Genomic DNA, 15,276 nt, shown 5'->3' on the forward strand with positions numbered 1-15,276 from the left:
TGAGCGCGAACGCCCGTTCAGTCGTCCTCCCCCGCACGGAGCGAGGCGGCGGCGTCAACGGCGCCTCTGCGTATCGACTTGGCGATTTGCTCCGCCAGCCGATTGCTCTTCATAGAACGCACCAGCGTCAATCCGCCGATCAAAATGCCGAGCATCGACCAGGCGCGAGAGAGTCGCTGCTCCTCGTCTCCGCCCGGCAAGCCGTCGGCGACGAGGCCTGCGATCTTTTTCATTTTCGTTTCGAAAAGGGCTTTGACGTCCGGTCCCGATCGCGCGACCTCGGGCGAAAGGGTCGTCATCGCGCAGCCGCATGCGAGATCGTCACGATGGGCCTTGCCGAGATAATAATCGGCGAAGGCTCGCACCCAGTCGGCGCCGTGCTCGCTCTGATACTGCGGAATGGCTCCGATCACCTCGTCGAGTCCCTGTTCCAGCGCATCGCGAAATGCGCCGTCCTTCGAGCCGAAATGGGCGTAAAAGGCTCCCGACGTGACGCCCGCCGCCTTGGCGATGGCGTCGACGCCGACCCCCGCGTACCCATGGCTGCGGAAGCTCCGACTCGCCGCATCGCGCATGCGCTCGCGGGTCTGCTCCTTCTTCGTAGACATCCGCCCTCGATGGCTTTTTATCACGATCGCTATATTTCTCGTTGACAAGATAGCGATCGTTATCCTATGTCTGATATACCGATCGTTATATTTATAGAGCAGCCGGGGCGCAATGCCCCGACCGCCGATCGCCATTTGCGGAATGGCCACGGCGTTCCAGCCGCACCAATCAGGAGAAAAATCTCATGCTCGAGAAAATCCGATTCCGATCGGCCGTCGCGGCTGTGATCGCGCTGACCGCCGCGTCAGGAGCCCAGGCAGGAAAAGCCCAGGCAGGAAACCAAGCCTGCATGACGATCGGCGGCGTAGCGATACCGAATTTTTTTGCAGAAGGAGACAATTCGATGATCATTTCCGCCGCGCTGACCGGGAGCGTGAACACGGCGGCTGGAAAGATCATCGCGCAACGACAAACCCCGACCGGTCTCGAAATGGATATGGAGCATTATTTCGGTCGAGACGACGGCGGCGCCTTTCAGACCAAGGATCTGGCAGTTCTTACCGCCGTGCCGGGAAAACCCGGTCGGTTCATGATCGAGATTTCCTACCACATTCAGGAAAATGTGACCCGTGGGACGTTGAAGGGCTACAAAGGGCAGTTCAACAGTTACGGGCTCGTCGACTTGCGTGATCCAGAAAATTTGGTCGGCCTCGTCCGCTATGCCGGCGAGATCTGCAAATAGGGCGTTTCAAAAAAAGCGCCGCCGGGCGACGCTTTGCGGCCCGGCGGGTTCTGTTGCAGCGAACTGATCGACTCCATGCGCTCCACGCGCGCAAAAAGTCGAATGTCCCCGTTCGCATCAGAGGTGAGAAGTCGAAATGAGGCTTTCGCACGCATCCGAGATCGCGATCACGAAAATCGAGGCGGACATCAAGAGACGCTTGTTCCTAGGAGGGATGCTGGGCGCCGCCTTTGCGTTTTCCACCAAGCCGCTGAGCGCGCAAATGAAAACGCTCAGCGATACGATCGTCTCTTCGGACGGGATCAGCCGCACGACTCTCGAACGCTATGAAAACAGCGCGGGGGAAGAGTTTCGCTTGGTCCTCACCAGCTATCCTGCGGGCGTGGGATTACCCGCTCACCACCATCCCTCGGTCGCCCACAACTACATACTGGAGGGCGTAGCGGAATCGCAGTACGCGGGCGAGGAGCCGAGGAGGTTTGCGGCAGGGGAGAGCTATCAGGACAAGGCCGAGGTTCCGCACATGATTTTCCGAAATCCAGACGCCTCTTCACCACTGAAATATCTGATCGCCTACACGGTCAAAAAGGGCCAGCCCTTTCTCATCATTCCGTGACATGCGAGATCGAAGCGGGAACGGACCGACACCGAGCCGAAATCCCCCGGCGCGCCCCGCCTCGCGCTCCCCGCTTGCCCATCGCCCCCCGCTCCATTAGTCATTGAACCGTAACAGAGCGAGCGCCTCTGGGAGGAGCGGCCCCCATGATGTCCAGCTGGTCCAACATCGCCGTCATGGGCGCGGTCGCCGTCGTCGCCATTGTCGTGCTGCTCGGCCTCGGCAATGTGCTGCGCGGCGGCGACGGCAATCTCTCGCAAAAGCTCATGCGCTGGCGCGTGGGCTTGCAATTTTGCGCTCTGCTGCTGATCCTGGCGATCCTCGCCTTTCGTCACTAGAGCAAGAGCCGCCTAACATGGTCCGCCTCGACAAGATCTACACGCGCGGCGGGGACGCCGGCGCCACTTCCCTGGTCGGCGGCGAGCGTCGCCGCAAGGACGATCTGCGCGTCGAAGCCTATGGCGCGGTGGACGAGACCAATGCGGCCATCGGCCTCGCGCGGCTCGCCACGGGCGAGGACGCCGCGCTCGACGCCATGCTGGAGCGCATACAGAGCGATCTCTTCGACCTCGGCGCGGAGCTGGCGACGCCGCTGAAGCCGGGTGAGGCGGCGTCGGAGAACAGCCTCGCGATCGTGCAATCGCAGGTCGATCGGCTGGAGCGCGAGATCGACGAGCTGAACGCGACCCTCGCGCCGCTCAAATCCTTCGTGCTGCCGGGCGGAACGGCGGCGGCCGCGCATCTCCATCTCGCCCGCACGGTGAGCCGCCGCGCCGAGCGCATAATGGTGGCGCTCGCCAACGCCCCGGAGGAGGCCGTCGGCGCCACGGCGCTGCGCTATGTCAATCGCCTCTCGGATTTCCTCTTCGTCGCCGCGCGCTATGCGAACAAGGACAGGGGCGACGTGCTGTGGACGCCGGGCGCGACGCGCTGAGACGACCGCCATGCCCGCGCCGCTCCCAGTCGTTCTCAGCGCTTATGATCCGCGCTGGCCTCAGCTCGCCGCCGCGCATGCGGAGCGGCTGAAGACTCTCGGCCCGCTGGTCGAGGCCATTCATCATATCGGCTCGACCTCCGTGCCGGGCCTCACAGCCAAGTGGTGAGCGATCTCGCCGAGCTCGATGCGCGGCGGAGCGAGGTGGAGGCGCTCGGCTATGAATGGCACGGCGACTACGGAATAGAAGGTCGGCGCTTCTGCACCTGCTCGGACGCCGCCGGTGGGCGCCTCGCCAATGTGCATTTCTTCGCGGCGAATTCGCCGGGAGTGGCGCGCCACCTCGCCTTTCGCGATTATTTGCGCGCGCATCCAGAGGCGGCGCGCGCCTATGAGCGGGAGAAGCGCCGCGCCCGCGCGCTGCACCCGGACAATTCGCACGATTATACCGATGAGAAGGCCGCCTTTGTGAAGGCGATGGAAAGCGAAGCGCTCGCATGGCGCGAGAGGAATCGGCGCGAACGGACCGAGCCGCTCGCGGAGTGAGGCGCCTCAGCGCTTGCCGTCGATCCAGCTCGCGAGCTTCAGATCGGTCAGCGCGCCGATCTCCGTCACCAGCGCGCCACTGGGGGCGACGAAGGCGGTGAAGGGCAGCTCGCCCTCCCAATGGCGATCGGCCTCGAAATAGAGCCGCTCGACAAAACGATCGGCGAAAGCGAAATTGACGGCCTGCTTCAGCCCCGCCTTCTCCATGCGGGCCAAGGCGCGGCGCCGGTCGCTCTCGGGATCGGCGTTGACGAAGACGAAATCGACACCCGGCGTCTCGCGGGCGAGCTTGCCCCATTCGGCGAGCTCCGAAACGCAGATGACGCAGGTCACAGACCAGAAATGCACGATGAGCGGACGGCCGACGTGAGCCTTGCGGATGGCCTCGAAAGAGCCGCGCGCGTAAGGCGCGACCTCCTGGGCGCGCGTCTCCTGCGCCTGCGCGGCCTGCGGCCATGCGAATTGCGCCAGGGCGCAGGCGGCGACGCCGGCCGCGGCCAATAGCGCATTTCTCATCGTCGGCCGCATCTTCCACGTCTCCTTCTCGCGCCCCTCCTTATTACCCTTAGCGGAAATCCGGCGTGGAGGCGAGCGGCGCCCGGCGGGCGGAAAAGAGGCCGGAAGATTTGCGCCTGTCGCATTGTGTTGTTAAGGCTGGGACCCGCGGCGCGGGGGCGCGCCGACCAACCGATCCCGCCCATGTCCGACACAGCCGACATCTCGACCGACGCGGCCGCGCGCAAAGCCTCGGCCGCCAAAGCCTCCATCGCCGCCAGCGCCGTGCTGACGGTCGCCAAGCTCGCGGCCGGCCTCGCCTCCGGCTCGCTGGCGCTGATCTCGGAGGCCGGTCATTCGGCCGCCGACGTCGCCGCCACAGTGCTGACCTATGTCGCCGTGCGCCAGGCCGAGAAGCCGGCGGACGAGAAGCATCATTATGGCCATGGCAAGGTCGAATCGCTCGCCGCGCTGATCGAGACCGGGCTGCTCTTCGGCCTCGCGCTGGTCGTCGCCGGCCAGGCCGCGCAGCGGCTCGGCGACACGGATGTCGAAATCGACGCCGGCTGGCCCGTCTTCGCCGTGCTGTTTCTCTCCATCGTCGTGGATTTCGCGCGCGCGCGGCGGCTCGGCGCCGTCGCCGAGGAGACGCAGAGCGACGCGCTGGCCGCCGATGCGCTGCATTTCACCAGCGATCTCGTCTCCTCGGCGCTGGTCATCGTCGGCCTCGCGGCCACGCGCGCCGGCTTTGCGCAGGGCGACGCGCTCGCGGCTTTCGGCGTCGCGGTCTTCATCGCCATCGCCGGCTATAGGCTCGGCCGCCGCACTGTGGCGACGCTGCTCGACGCCGCGCCGCAGGAGCTGGTGCCGCAGATACAAGATATTCTGCGCGCGACCCCCGGCGTCATAGCGGTGGAGAGCCTGCGCCTGCGCACAGCCGGCCCCATGGTGATGGGCGAGGCCGTCATCGGCGTCGCGCGGACGCTGCCGCTGGAGCGCGCCGCGCGCATAAAGGAAGACGCCAACGCCGCCATCATCCATGCGGTCCCCGGCGCGCAGATCACCCTCGCCACGCGCCCCATCGCGCTCGACGACGAGACCGTGCTCGAGCGCATTCTGCTGGTCGCCGCCCGGCGCCGCATACAGGTGCATCATATCATCGCGCAGACGGTGGGCGAGCGCCTCTCGATCACGCTGGATCTCGAGCTCGACGGCGGCATGTCGCATGGGCGCGCGCATCAGATCGCCTCGGACCTCGAGCAGGCGATCCGCGAGGAGTTCGGCGAGGCGATCGAGATCGACACGCATATAGAGCCTTCCGAGCCGCATCTGCTCGCCGGCCAGGACGCCGAGCCGCAGACGCGCCGCGCCATCGCCGATGCGCTCGCGCGTCACGCCGCGCGGGGCGGAAAAGTGGTGAATGTCCACGACGTTCGCGCGCGCGAGACGGCCGAAGGGCTCGTCGTCAATTACCACTGCTGCGTCGATCCGCAGCTCTCGGTCGACGCCACGCACGCCGCCGTCGACGAGGTGGAGCGGGCGATGCGCGGCGAATTTCCGAACATCCTTCGAATTGCGGGACATGCGGAAATAAACGACCATTCTTGAGCGCGTCGGAGCGCTCCGCGCCCAGCGTCCATATTGTCTTTTGAACGGAATGCAGCTATCCGTAGCCGGGAATAATGGAATAGTTTTTTCGAGGCCCGCGATCATGTCGAACGTCACCGGCAAAGCCTATGGAATGAACGTCATTACACCGATGAAACCCTGGCGGACATGGTTCAATCGCTTCAGCTTCATGATCTCGCGGTCGATCCCTTCCTCCCTAGGCGGCCTTCTCGGACTCCGCTTCATCCATTTCGCGCGCTGGGCCATCATCAAGCGCGACCAATGGCCCGATCTCGGCCAGGGCAAGCAGCAGATCTCCAATGACTATCTGCTGTTCTGCAGCAATTTCAACGGCACCTGGGACCAATATATCGACGCCTTCGCCGACGGCCTGCCCAACGGCCTCGATCTGCTCTGGTTCACGAGCACGAAATATCCGCATTCCGTGCCGATCACGCCGTTCAAGAATTACATTCGCGCCAATCAGATCGACACGAATTACTATTACAATTCCGTTCCCGGCGCCGCGCAGCGCGATGTGACGGCCGCCCTGCGCGTGCGCGAGGCGTTGCTGAAGCTCGAGGCGAATCTGCAGGGCTCGACGCCGGAGCAGTTCCGCGCGCTCTTCGTCCGCTATCTCAGCACGGTGCAGAACGACCTCGGCTATGAAGGTCGCGCGCCGGTCGCCAGCAATGATACGGAAAACGCCGAGATCAATCGCGAGGACTATCTGCACTTCGCCGGCGAGCTGGCGACGAGCGCCCGCTGACGCATCCGTCCGCAAGACAGAATTCACGTTTTCAAAGAGGCCGTCATGCCGACCTTCGATAGCGGAGCCTATTTCCTCACGACGCTCATTCCCGTCAGCACGACGACGATCGTCGAGGATGGCGTCCCGACCTCGCCCGTGCATGCGCTGCGCAAGCATTTGTCGCTGATGCCGCGCGGCGAGAGGAGCCCTTTCGCGACCAACACGACCAATCATTTCGCGCGTCTCGTCGTCATCGACGACGTCGCCTATAATGGTCGCGAGCAGCCCAACACGCTACTGGTCGCGGCCAGCCCCGAGCTGCCCATCGACCAGAAATACAAGGACATGCTCAATCCGGTGGTCTCGCAGCCGCAGGATCACCTCTCTTGTCCCTTCCTCTTCTTCTCCGCCGATTTCGACTCCAAGACCGGCTCGGACGCCGAGCGCGACGCCTATCTTCGCGATCTGTGGACGCAATCGGAAGCCGAGCTGCGAAAAGTCTTCAAATATTGCCTCGGCTTCGAGGCGCGCGTGCGCGATGCGGCGAGCTTCGCCAAATATGTCGCCGACTGCCAGATCGAGACGACCATGCCCTTCCATGATTATTGGGCGCATGGCGTGCCGGCGGACAAGCTGCCGAACGTGTCGCTGAAGACGGTGGGCCTCGGGGGTCTGGCGATTTTCGCGGTCGCCGCGGCGCTGGTCTATTTCTGGCTGCTGCCGCATTTCCTGCACGGCTTCATCGGCGCGCTGCTGGCGATCGGCGCCGGCGTCGGCGCCGCGGGCCTGGCGATCTATCTCTACATTCTCGACTTCGGCAAGAAGCCCTTTCCCGCAGCGCCCGACTCCACTTTGCCGGATGTGCTGAAGGCGCTCTATCTGCGTCGCGAGTTCACGCGCTTCGCCATCGATCAGCAATTCGACGCCGCCGGCTCGGATCCGGCTTCGGCGCAGCGCCTCTATGACGCTTTCAAAGCTTTCATCGACGCCAACAAGCCGGGCGATGTCGAAGGACCGACGCAAAAGCCGGGCGCAATCGGAATCTAGGGGCGGAAAATGTCAGTCGTTCTCGACCTCGCGGATATTCAGGGCAATATTCTCGAAGCCTATCCCAAGCAGGGCTATTTCAAAGGCCGCACAATTCTGCTGAACATCGGCGGCGACTCGAAGACGAGCCGCGCCGCCAATGGCCGTCATTTCGTGACCAGGCTGCTGCCGCGCGTCACCACGGCGCTGGCCGGCGCGAGCGCCAGCGATGCGGTTCAGCCGCCGGCGATCGCCGTCAATATCGCCTTCACCTTCTATGGGCTGCTCATGCTCGGCGTGCCGACGCGCACGCTGCGCGGCCTGCCCGACGAGTTCATCGACGGCATGGCCGCCCGCGCGCGCATGCTGGGCGATGATTTCAGCGGCGATCACTGGCAAGACGGATGGGACACCGTCTGGCAGAACAAGGGCAAGCCGCCGGAGGCCGCGGTCCATATTCTCATCGTGCTCAATCAGCATTATACGGCGAGCGCCGCCGATCTCGACGCGACGACGGAGGCGATCGTCGCCCTCGCCGCAGAGAATGGCGTGAGCGTGCTCGCCGGCCATAATCCGCCCGGCAAGGAGCAGACGCTCTATCAGGATATTACGGCGCTCTTCGACGCGAATGGCAAGCCGACGCCCAAGGAGCATTTCGGCTTCTCCGACGGCATCAGCGATCCTGTGTTCGAGGGGCAATATCCCGCCGACAGGCTGCAGAACGCCGCGATCGGCCAAGGCGCGGTCGATGGCAATGGCGTTTGGCGCGCGCTGGCGGCCGGCGAGTTCCTGCTCGGCTATCCAGACGAGGCGCAGGAGATTCCGGGCTCCGCCATGCCGCTCGCCTTCAGCCGCAACGGCACGTTCATGGCCTATCGCAAGCTGCATGAGAATGTCGGCGCATGGAACAAGTTCATCGGCGAGCAGGCGGAGAAATTCGCCGCCTTCCGCGGCATTCCGGTGGATGTGGCGCGCGAGACTCTGCTCGCCAAAATGGCCGGCCGCTGGTCGGACGGCGTGCCGCTGATGAAGGCGAAAGACTACGCCGAATGGCAGGCCTTCAACGAGAAATTTCCGGTCGACTCGCCGGAGCGCGAGCGCGAGCTCGTGGACTTCACCTATCGCAAGGATATCGACGGCGAGCAATGTCCGATGACATCGCATACGCGCCGCGTGAACACGCGCGACGCGCTCGACCCTTGGGTGCAGACGGATCCGAAGCAGGCGTCGGGCTCTGTGCTCAATAATCGCCGCCGCATCCTTCGCCGCGGCCTGCCCTATGGCTCCTCCGACCCGGAGGCGACGGATGATGGCGATCACGGCATTGTGATGCTGGTCGTCTGCTCGAGCCTCGCCCGCCAGTTCGAATTCGTGCAGCAGCAATGGATTCATTATGGCCTCGACGCCAATGCGGGCAATGACACTTGCCCCATCGTCGGCAATCATTCGCAGGGCGACGCCCGCAACGGCCCCAAGGCGAAATTCGTGGTGCCGTCCGAGCAGGACTCGGGCAAGCCGCCTTATATCGCCGAGGGTCTGCCGCAATTCGTGGAGACGCGCGGCGGCGAATATTTCTTCGTGCCGAGCCTCACAGCTCTGCGCATGATCGGCATGGGCACGGTCGATCCGACCTGAGGACCCCAGCGGGAAAAAGACGATGACCTTGTTGAAGAACATCTTCGCCGCTCTGCGCGCCTATGCGCTGACGCTCCTCGACGCGGTCGTCGCCCTTTTCTCGCTGATCGCGGTGACGGCGCGCGCGCTCGTCACCGGCAAGGGAACGCTGAAGGAACGTTTGGTCGGCGCGCTCACACGGCCGAGCTCACTGATCGAAATATTCGCGGTCTTCCGCGCCGTGCTGCCCAATTTCGTAATCGGCAAGCAGCTGATCACCAGCTACGAGAACAATGGCACGGCCTTCGTCTTGCGCGCCACGGATGTGATCGAGGTGCTCGACCGCGAGGAGGATTTCGCCGTCGTCTACGAGCCGAAGATGCGCGCCATCACCGGCGGCCCTAATTTCTTCCTCGGCATGCAGAACACGGCGCAATATCAGCACGACACCTCGCTGATGAAGCTCGCCATGCGCCGCGACGATGTGGAGGCTCTGGTGACGCCGCTCGCCCGCGCGCGCGCCGAGGCCTATGCGAGCGCCTTTCCGACGCGCATCGACGTGCCGCAGGAGCTGACGCTGCGCGTTCCGGCCGCGATCGTCTCCGACTATTTCGGCGTCTCCGCCCAGGCCGAGACCGACGCCATCCAATGGGCGACGAGCTTGTTCTGGTGGCTGTTCGTCGATCTCAAAGGCGAGCCGGCGATCGAGACCAAGGCGCTGATGGCCGCCGACGAGCTGCGCAAGGCGATCGACGCCGCCATCGCCGCGCGCAAGGCCAGCGGCGAGACGAAGGACGATGTGCTCGGCCGCGCGCTGGAGCTGCAGAAAGGCGCGCCGGAATTCGACGATCTCGCCATTCGCAACAATCTCATCGGCCTCGTCATCGGCGCGATTCCGACGATTTCCAAAGCCTCGGTGCAGGCGCTCGACCAATTGCTCGATCGGCCGGAAGCGCTCGCCGGAGCCCATGCCGCGGCGGTGGCGGGCGACGAGGCGCTGCTCGGCGCCTATCTCTTCGAGGCGCTGCGTTTCAACCCGGTCAATCCGGTCATCTACCGCCGCGCCAACCGCTCGACGGTGATCGCCGCCAACACGTTCCGCGCCCGTAAGATCCCGGAGGGGGCCATGGTGCTCGCCTCCAATCTCTCGGCCATGTTCGATCCGCTGCAGATCGACAAGCCGAACGAGTTCCGCGTCGATCGTCCCTGGGGCAATTACATCCTCTGGGGCTATGGCATGCACACTTGCTTCGGCGCCTATATCAACCGCGCCGTCATCCCGGCCATTCTGCGCCCCGTGCTGGCGCGACCCAATCTGCGCCGCGCGGCCGGCGCGGCGGGCCAAATCGACGCCTCGACGCCCTTCCCGCAGCATTTCGTGGTAGAGAGCGACTGACGGGCGGCTCGAGCGCGGCGCCCGTCGCCCTTCTCCCGCGAGGAGGGGAAATGAGCTCCGCCGCGCCGAAGGAAATCTCACGTGTCCGACGCCAATGCCGATATAGACGCCCTGCCCTTCGAGAAGGCGATACAGGAGCTCGAGGAGATCGTCGGCAAGCTTGAGAAGGCGAGCGTCTCGCTCGATGATTCGGTGAAGCTCTATGAGCGCGGCGAGGCGCTGAAGAAGCGCTGCGACACGCTGCTGCGCGAGGCCGAGGCCCGCATAGAGAAGATCACGCTCGGCGCCGATGGCGCGCCCAAGGGGACGGCGCCGCTCGACATGGAATGAGCCCGCCGGCGCTTCGCTTCTTTTTAAACTACAGGGCCGTCATTGCGAGGAGCGCAGCGACGAAGCAAATCCAGGGGCCGCCCAACGGCTCTGGATTGCTTCGCTTCGCTCGCAATGACGAGCGAGAGGCGAGGGTTTCGCGCCCGAATCGCTCACTTGCGGATCGTCACCTTGCGGCCGTCGCGAATATCGGCGGGCGGATCGAGCGCGATGGTCTCGTCGCCCGTCAATCCTTGATCGACATCGACATTGGTGCCGAAATCGCGCGTGATGTTGATCTTCGCGAGGCGAACGACATCGTCCTTGCCGATCACCGCGACGCGCGGCCCCTCTGCGCCGAAGAGGATCGACGGCGCCGGAATATTCACCAGCGGCCGCGGACGCGGAATATCGAGCACGACGCGCACGAACATTCCGGGCCGCAGCTCGCCGGTGGGATTGGGCACGTCCACCTCGGTGAGCAGTGTGCGCGAGGCGGCGGCGAGCGAATTGGCGTTGCGCGCGATACGGCCCTTGAAGCTCTTGCCGGGCATCTCCGGCGCCTCGACCTTGGACTCGAGACCATCGACGAGACCCGCCGCCTCCGATTGCGGCACCGACACTTGCACGCGCAGAATATCGTCGCGCGCGAGGGAGAAGAGCGGCGTGCCGCTATTGGCGTCGGCGCTGACGAGATCGCCCACCTCTATGTTGCGCGCCGTCACCACGCCGCGGAAAGGCGCGGTGACGTCCTTGAAGCCGACGAGCTGCTTCAGCCGATCCACATTGGCCTGCGCCGCGGCGATATTGGCCTGCGCGACCTCGACGCCCGCCTGCGCCGATTGCAGATTGGCGTTCTGCGTCTCGACGTTTGCAGCGTTGATGTCGTTGTTCTGCTTGCTCTCGTAATTATTTTTGACGAGTTGCGAGCTGCGGCCGTAGGTGAGCTTGGCGAGGTTGAGATTGGCCTTGGTCTGCTCCACCTGCGCCTTGGATTGCAGCAGTTGCGCCTTGTTGAGCGCGAGCTGCGCCTGCGCCTGCGCATATTGCTGGTCGAGATCGGGCGCCGAAATGCGAACGAGAAGATCGCCCTGCTTCACCTTGCTGCCGATATCGACGCGCCGCTCGGCGATATAGCCCGTCGCGCGCGCGAAGAGGCGCGCCTGCTCGAAGGCGAGCGTCTGGCCGGGCAATTCTATATGCACGGGGCCGGCGACTTTCGTCACCTTGGTCGCGCGCAGGCTGAGCGTCGCATTGGCCTGCTCCTGCTGAAACGCCTGCGCGTCATGCTCCTGCGCCGCATGACGGCGCAGGCCGATGAGCAGCACCAGAGCGAGAAGCGCGAGAAGAAGAAAGAAGGGGAGCTTGCGCAGACGCGGCGGCGGCGCCTCATGCACGCCGACGCCGGTCGAAGCGAATCCGCGTCCCTGCGGCTGCGACATCTCGGTCATAGATAATCCCTCGGAGGCTGAACCTCTCCGCGCCGCAGCAGCGAATAGAGGAAAGGCACGAAAAGCAGAGTCGAGCATGTGCCGAAAGCGATGCCGCCCATCACCGCGCGGGCGAGCGCGGCGTTCTGCTCGGCGCCTTCGCCGAGCGCGAGCGACATGGGCAGAAGGCCGACGAACATCGCCGTCGCCGTCATGATCACCGGACGAATTCGCGTCAGCCCGGCCTCGATCGCCGCCTCTTCCGCGGAGACGCCGGTCGCCTCTCTATGCTCGCGCGCGAAAGTGACGAGCAGGATGGAATTGGCCGAAGCGACGCCGACCGACATTATGGCGCCCATCAATGACGGAATGGAGAAGGTCGTGCCAGTGACGTAGAGCGCGAAGACGATGCCGCAAAAGGCGATGGGCAGAGCGAGAATGACGACGAAAGGATCGCCCCAGCTCTGGAAGTTCACCACCATCAGCAGATAGACGAAGATCATGGAGGCGACGAGGCCGAGGCCGATGCGCGCGAAAGCCTGATTTTTGCTGTCGATCTGGCCGCGAATGACAATGTAGTTGCCGGGCTTCAGCTCCGGCTCGATCTCCGCGATCGCCTTGCGCAAATCCCGCTCGACGCCGCCGAGATCGCGATCCTGAATATTGGCGTAGACGTCATAGGTCGGCTGCGTGTTGGAATGATCGGCTACGCTCTGCTCCACGCCGCGCTTCCATTGCGCGACATTGGTCAGAAGATCGACCTGCGCCGAGCCGGAGCCGCTCAGATCGGAGATCGGCGTGTTGGCGAAGGCGTTGAGCGAGGCGATGCGATATTCCGGCGTCTGCACCGCGACCTGATAGGGAATGCCCGTCACCGGATCGGCCCAGAAATTGGGCGTCACCTGGAAGGAGGACGACAGCGAGATATTCACATTATTGGCGATCTGCTGGACGCTGACGCCGAGCTGCTGGCCCTTCCAGCGATCTATGTCGACGAAGAATTCCGGCGCGTCGAGAATCTGGTGAATATGCGCGTCGACGACGCCGCGCACTTGCGTCACGCGATCCAAGAGCTTGCGCACGATGATCTTATTGCCGGGCGCATCGCGCCCGACGACGCGCAGCGCGATCGGCGCGGGAAGGCCGAAGTTCAAAATCTGCGTGACGATGTCGGCCGGCTGGAAATAGAAGATCGAATCCGGAAAGCGCTGCGGCAGGACTTGGCGCAGCTTGCGCATGTAGCCCGCCGTCGGCGCATGGCCATGCGCGAGCGAGATCATGATCTGCCCGTCATTATAGCCGACCGTTGTGCCGTCGGAGAAAGCGTAATTATAGGTGATCTGCGGCAGGCCGATATTGTCGAGGATCAGAGCGAGATCATGCGGCGGGATCGTCTCGCGAATGACGTCCTCCACCTTTTGGAACAGGCGCTCGGTCTCCTCTATGCGCAGGCCGGAGCGGCCGCGCACATGCAAGGTCATCTGTCCGGCGTCGATCTGCGGATAATAATCCTCGCCGACCGAGACGAACAGAAAGGCGCCGAAGGCGAAGACGCCGGCGACGGCGGCGAGCGTGCGGCCCTTGTGGCGCAGCACCGCGACCAGCAGCAGCGCATATTGGCCGCGCAGCTTCTCGAAGGCATGCTCGAAGCCGAGCTGAATGCGCGTCAGAATAGCGGCGAAGCCGGTGCGGCGCGCGTCGCTCTCACGCTCGCGCTCCGCGTGATGCTCATGGATGAGCAGCTGGTCCATCAAAATCGGCACCAGCGTTCGCGACAGAAAATAGGAGGCCAGCATCGCGAAGACGACGGCCAGCGCCTGCGGCACGAAGAGAAAGCGCGCGGCGTCGGTGAGGAAGAGCACGGAGACGAAGGCCGCGCAAATGGCGAGCGTCGAGATCAGCGCCGGCTTGGCGATGCCGGCGGCGCCCTCCGCCACCGCATAGCGGAAATCCTTGCCCTCTTCGAACAGGCGATAGGTATTCTCGATGGCGACAGTGGCGTCGTCCACCAATATGCCAACCGCGAGCGCCATGCCGCCGAGCGTCATGATGTTGATCGTATGTCCGAGCGCGCTGAGCGCGGCGAGCGAGGCGAGGATCGACAGCGGAATGGAGATGACGACGATCAGCGTGGAGCGCCAGGAGCCGAGGAACAGAAGGATCATCAGCGCGGTGAGACCCGCGGCGATGACGCCCTCGTGCAGCACGTCCGATATTGCGTTGGAGACGAAAACCGATTGGTCGAACAATTCGGCGATCGTCGTGTCCTTGGGGATCGACTCGCGCAGCTTGGCGATGCCGACCTTCACATTCTCGACGACATTGAGCGTCGAGGCGTTGCCGTTCTTCAATATGGTCAGCAGCACGGCGCGCGAGCCGTCGACGCGCACGATATTCTGCTGCGGCGGGTTGCCGTCGCGCACTTGCGCCACGTCGCGGATCAAGAGCGGCGCGCCATCGGCCACGCGGATCGGAATGCTGTTGAGCGTCGATAGCGCGTCGGGCGTCGAATTGAGGCGCACGACATATTGCAGATCGCCCAATTTCACGAGGCCGGAGGGCACCACCAGATTGCCCGCGGTGATGGCGTTGACGACATCGAGCGGCGTGAGGCCGCGCGCCTGCAGCGTCGACGTGTCGAGATCGACCATGATCTGGCGCTGCTTGCCGCCCCAGGGCGTCGGCAGAGTGACGCCGGGCGTCGTCGTCAGCTGCTGGCGGACGCGATAGAGGCCCATGTCGTAGAGCTGCTGCTCATTGAGGCTCTTGCTGGAGAGCGCGAGCTGAATGACCGGCACTTGCGAGGCCGAATAGCGCACGACAGTCGGCGGATTGATGCCGGGCGGCATCAAGGCGCGAATGGAGTTCATCGCCGAGACGACCTGCGTGATGGCGAGCTCTATGTTCACATCCGGCTGGAAATAGATCTTGATGACCGCGACGCCTTGCAGCGTCTGGCTCTCCATATTGCGAATGCCGTTGACGTTGTTGGAGGTGGAGAGCTCGGCATAGGTGGTGACGCGGCTCTCCATCTCGGCGGTGGAGAGGCCAGTGTAGGACCAGATGACCGTCACGACCGGGATGTCGACATTGGGGAACACGTCCTTGGGCGTCGAGACGATCGCCGCGCCGCCGAGGAACGTCATCAAAATGGCCAGGACGTAGAACGTCAGCCGAAACTTGAGCGCATATTTGACGAGTTCCATGGACGTCTTCCACTCTCACCACGCTGCGGGCGGCGCCGTCCGCATCGCTTACGC

The 15,276-nt window shown here is 64.1% G+C and carries 14 protein-coding genes and 1 pseudogene; 11 read left to right on the forward strand and 4 right to left on the reverse strand.

Features of this window, described 5'->3' with window-relative positions; all coding sequences use genetic code 11:
• Positions 1–17: 17 nt before the first annotated feature.
• Complete coding sequence (locus EDE12_RS00270) at positions 18–608, reverse strand: TetR/AcrR family transcriptional regulator (RefSeq protein WP_024878567.1); 591 nt, start codon at positions 606–608, stop codon at positions 18–20.
• 185 nt (positions 609–793) lie between these two features.
• Here EDE12_RS00270 and EDE12_RS00275 point away from each other — a divergent pair, with 185 nt between their 5' ends.
• The 5 genes and pseudogenes from EDE12_RS00275 to EDE12_RS00295 all read left to right on the forward strand — a co-directional run bounded on the left by EDE12_RS00275 (position 794) and on the right by EDE12_RS00295 (position 3,387).
• A complete protein-coding gene (locus tag EDE12_RS00275) occupies positions 794–1,291 on the forward strand; it encodes a hypothetical protein (protein ID WP_134187957.1) in 498 nt (165 codons plus the stop codon).
• A 136-nt stretch (positions 1,292–1,427) separates the two neighbouring features.
• Complete coding sequence (locus tag EDE12_RS00280) at positions 1,428–1,907, forward strand: cupin domain-containing protein (protein WP_024878564.1); 480 nt, start codon at positions 1,428–1,430, stop codon at positions 1,905–1,907.
• A 146-nt stretch (positions 1,908–2,053) separates the two neighbouring features.
• Positions 2,054–2,245: a twin transmembrane helix small protein gene (locus EDE12_RS00285; protein ID WP_018266862.1), complete on the forward strand. Its 192-nt coding sequence runs from the start codon at positions 2,054–2,056 to the stop codon at positions 2,243–2,245.
• A 17-nt stretch (positions 2,246–2,262) separates the two neighbouring features.
• On the forward strand, positions 2,263–2,841 hold the full coding sequence (locus EDE12_RS00290) for a cob(I)yrinic acid a,c-diamide adenosyltransferase (RefSeq protein ID WP_024878562.1): 579 nt from the start codon (positions 2,263–2,265) through the stop codon (positions 2,839–2,841).
• 10 nt (positions 2,842–2,851) lie between these two features.
• Positions 2,852–3,387: pseudogene (locus EDE12_RS00295) on the forward strand (GrpB family protein).
• A 6-nt stretch (positions 3,388–3,393) separates the two neighbouring features.
• On the opposite strand, the gene EDE12_RS00300 reads toward EDE12_RS00295, so the two are convergent.
• Positions 3,394–3,915: a thiol-disulfide isomerase gene (locus tag EDE12_RS00300; RefSeq protein WP_245267217.1), complete on the reverse strand. Its 522-nt coding sequence runs from the start codon at positions 3,913–3,915 to the stop codon at positions 3,394–3,396.
• 171 nt (positions 3,916–4,086) lie between these two features.
• On the opposite strand from EDE12_RS00300, the gene EDE12_RS00305 reads away from it, so the two are divergent.
• The 6 genes from EDE12_RS00305 (at position 4,087) to EDE12_RS00330 (ending at position 10,607) form a co-directional block, all read left to right on the forward strand.
• Positions 4,087–5,490, forward strand: a complete 1,404-nt coding sequence (locus EDE12_RS00305; protein ID WP_024878560.1) for a cation diffusion facilitator family transporter — start codon at positions 4,087–4,089, stop codon at positions 5,488–5,490.
• Positions 5,491–5,593: 103 nt separating this feature from the next.
• Positions 5,594–6,259 carry a hypothetical protein gene (locus EDE12_RS00310; protein ID WP_024878559.1) on the forward strand — a complete coding sequence of 222 codons (666 nt, stop codon included), beginning with the start codon at positions 5,594–5,596 and terminating at the stop codon, positions 6,257–6,259.
• A gap of 45 nt (positions 6,260–6,304) precedes the next feature.
• The gene (locus EDE12_RS00315; protein ID WP_051592628.1) at positions 6,305–7,288 is read left to right on the forward strand and encodes a hypothetical protein; all 984 of its coding nucleotides are present in this window, start codon (positions 6,305–6,307) and stop codon (positions 7,286–7,288) included.
• A 9-nt stretch (positions 7,289–7,297) separates the two neighbouring features.
• Positions 7,298–8,902 (forward strand): hypothetical protein, encoded by a 1,605-nt coding sequence (locus EDE12_RS00320; RefSeq protein WP_026600060.1) that lies wholly within the window; start codon positions 7,298–7,300, stop codon positions 8,900–8,902.
• A gap of 22 nt (positions 8,903–8,924) precedes the next feature.
• A complete protein-coding gene (locus EDE12_RS00325; protein WP_026600059.1) occupies positions 8,925–10,277 on the forward strand; it encodes a cytochrome P450 in 1,353 nt (450 codons plus the stop codon).
• Positions 10,278–10,358: 81 nt separating this feature from the next.
• Entirely contained in the window at positions 10,359–10,607 is a 249-nt protein-coding gene (locus tag EDE12_RS00330) for an exodeoxyribonuclease VII small subunit (protein ID WP_026600058.1), read from the forward strand.
• Between the two features lie 152 nt (positions 10,608–10,759).
• On the opposite strand, the gene EDE12_RS00335 is transcribed toward EDE12_RS00330, so the two are convergent.
• A complete protein-coding gene (locus EDE12_RS00335; protein ID WP_026600057.1) occupies positions 10,760–12,037 on the reverse strand; it encodes an efflux RND transporter periplasmic adaptor subunit in 1,278 nt (425 codons plus the stop codon).
• Positions 12,034–15,222: an efflux RND transporter permease subunit gene (locus EDE12_RS00340; RefSeq protein WP_026600056.1), complete on the reverse strand. Its 3,189-nt coding sequence runs from the start codon at positions 15,220–15,222 to the stop codon at positions 12,034–12,036. Before EDE12_RS00340 ends, EDE12_RS00335 begins: the two co-directional genes overlap by 4 nt.
• Positions 15,223–15,276: the final 54 nt, after the last annotated feature.

It is taken from the genome of Methylosinus sp. sav-2, from assembly GCF_004366495.1.
GTDB lineage: Bacteria > Pseudomonadota > Alphaproteobacteria > Rhizobiales > Beijerinckiaceae > Methylosinus.

Bases quoted from the DNA above. Each gene is read 5' to 3' on its own strand.
- EDE12_RS00270 (WP_024878567.1), bottom strand. From the start codon at position 608: ATGTCTACGAAGAAGGAGCAGACCCGCGAGCGCATGCGCGATGCGGCG.
- EDE12_RS00275 (WP_134187957.1), top strand. From the start codon at position 794: ATGCTCGAGAAAATCCGATTCCGATCGGCCGTCGCGGCTGTGATCGCG.
- EDE12_RS00280 (WP_024878564.1), top strand. From the start codon at position 1,428: ATGAGGCTTTCGCACGCATCCGAGATCGCGATCACGAAAATCGAGGCG.
- EDE12_RS00285 (WP_018266862.1), top strand. From the start codon at position 2,054: ATGATGTCCAGCTGGTCCAACATCGCCGTCATGGGCGCGGTCGCCGTC.
- EDE12_RS00290 (WP_024878562.1), top strand. From the start codon at position 2,263: ATGGTCCGCCTCGACAAGATCTACACGCGCGGCGGGGACGCCGGCGCC.
- EDE12_RS00300 (WP_245267217.1), bottom strand. From the start codon at position 3,915: ATGCGGCCGACGATGAGAAATGCGCTATTGGCCGCGGCCGGCGTCGCC.
- EDE12_RS00305 (WP_024878560.1), top strand. From the start codon at position 4,087: ATGTCCGACACAGCCGACATCTCGACCGACGCGGCCGCGCGCAAAGCC.
- EDE12_RS00310 (WP_024878559.1), top strand. From the start codon at position 5,594: ATGTCGAACGTCACCGGCAAAGCCTATGGAATGAACGTCATTACACCG.
- EDE12_RS00315 (WP_051592628.1), top strand. From the start codon at position 6,305: ATGCCGACCTTCGATAGCGGAGCCTATTTCCTCACGACGCTCATTCCC.
- EDE12_RS00320 (WP_026600060.1), top strand. From the start codon at position 7,298: ATGTCAGTCGTTCTCGACCTCGCGGATATTCAGGGCAATATTCTCGAA.
- EDE12_RS00325 (WP_026600059.1), top strand. From the start codon at position 8,925: ATGACCTTGTTGAAGAACATCTTCGCCGCTCTGCGCGCCTATGCGCTG.
- EDE12_RS00335 (WP_026600057.1), bottom strand. From the start codon at position 12,037: ATGACCGAGATGTCGCAGCCGCAGGGACGCGGATTCGCTTCGACCGGC.
- EDE12_RS00340 (WP_026600056.1), bottom strand. From the start codon at position 15,222: ATGGAACTCGTCAAATATGCGCTCAAGTTTCGGCTGACGTTCTACGTC.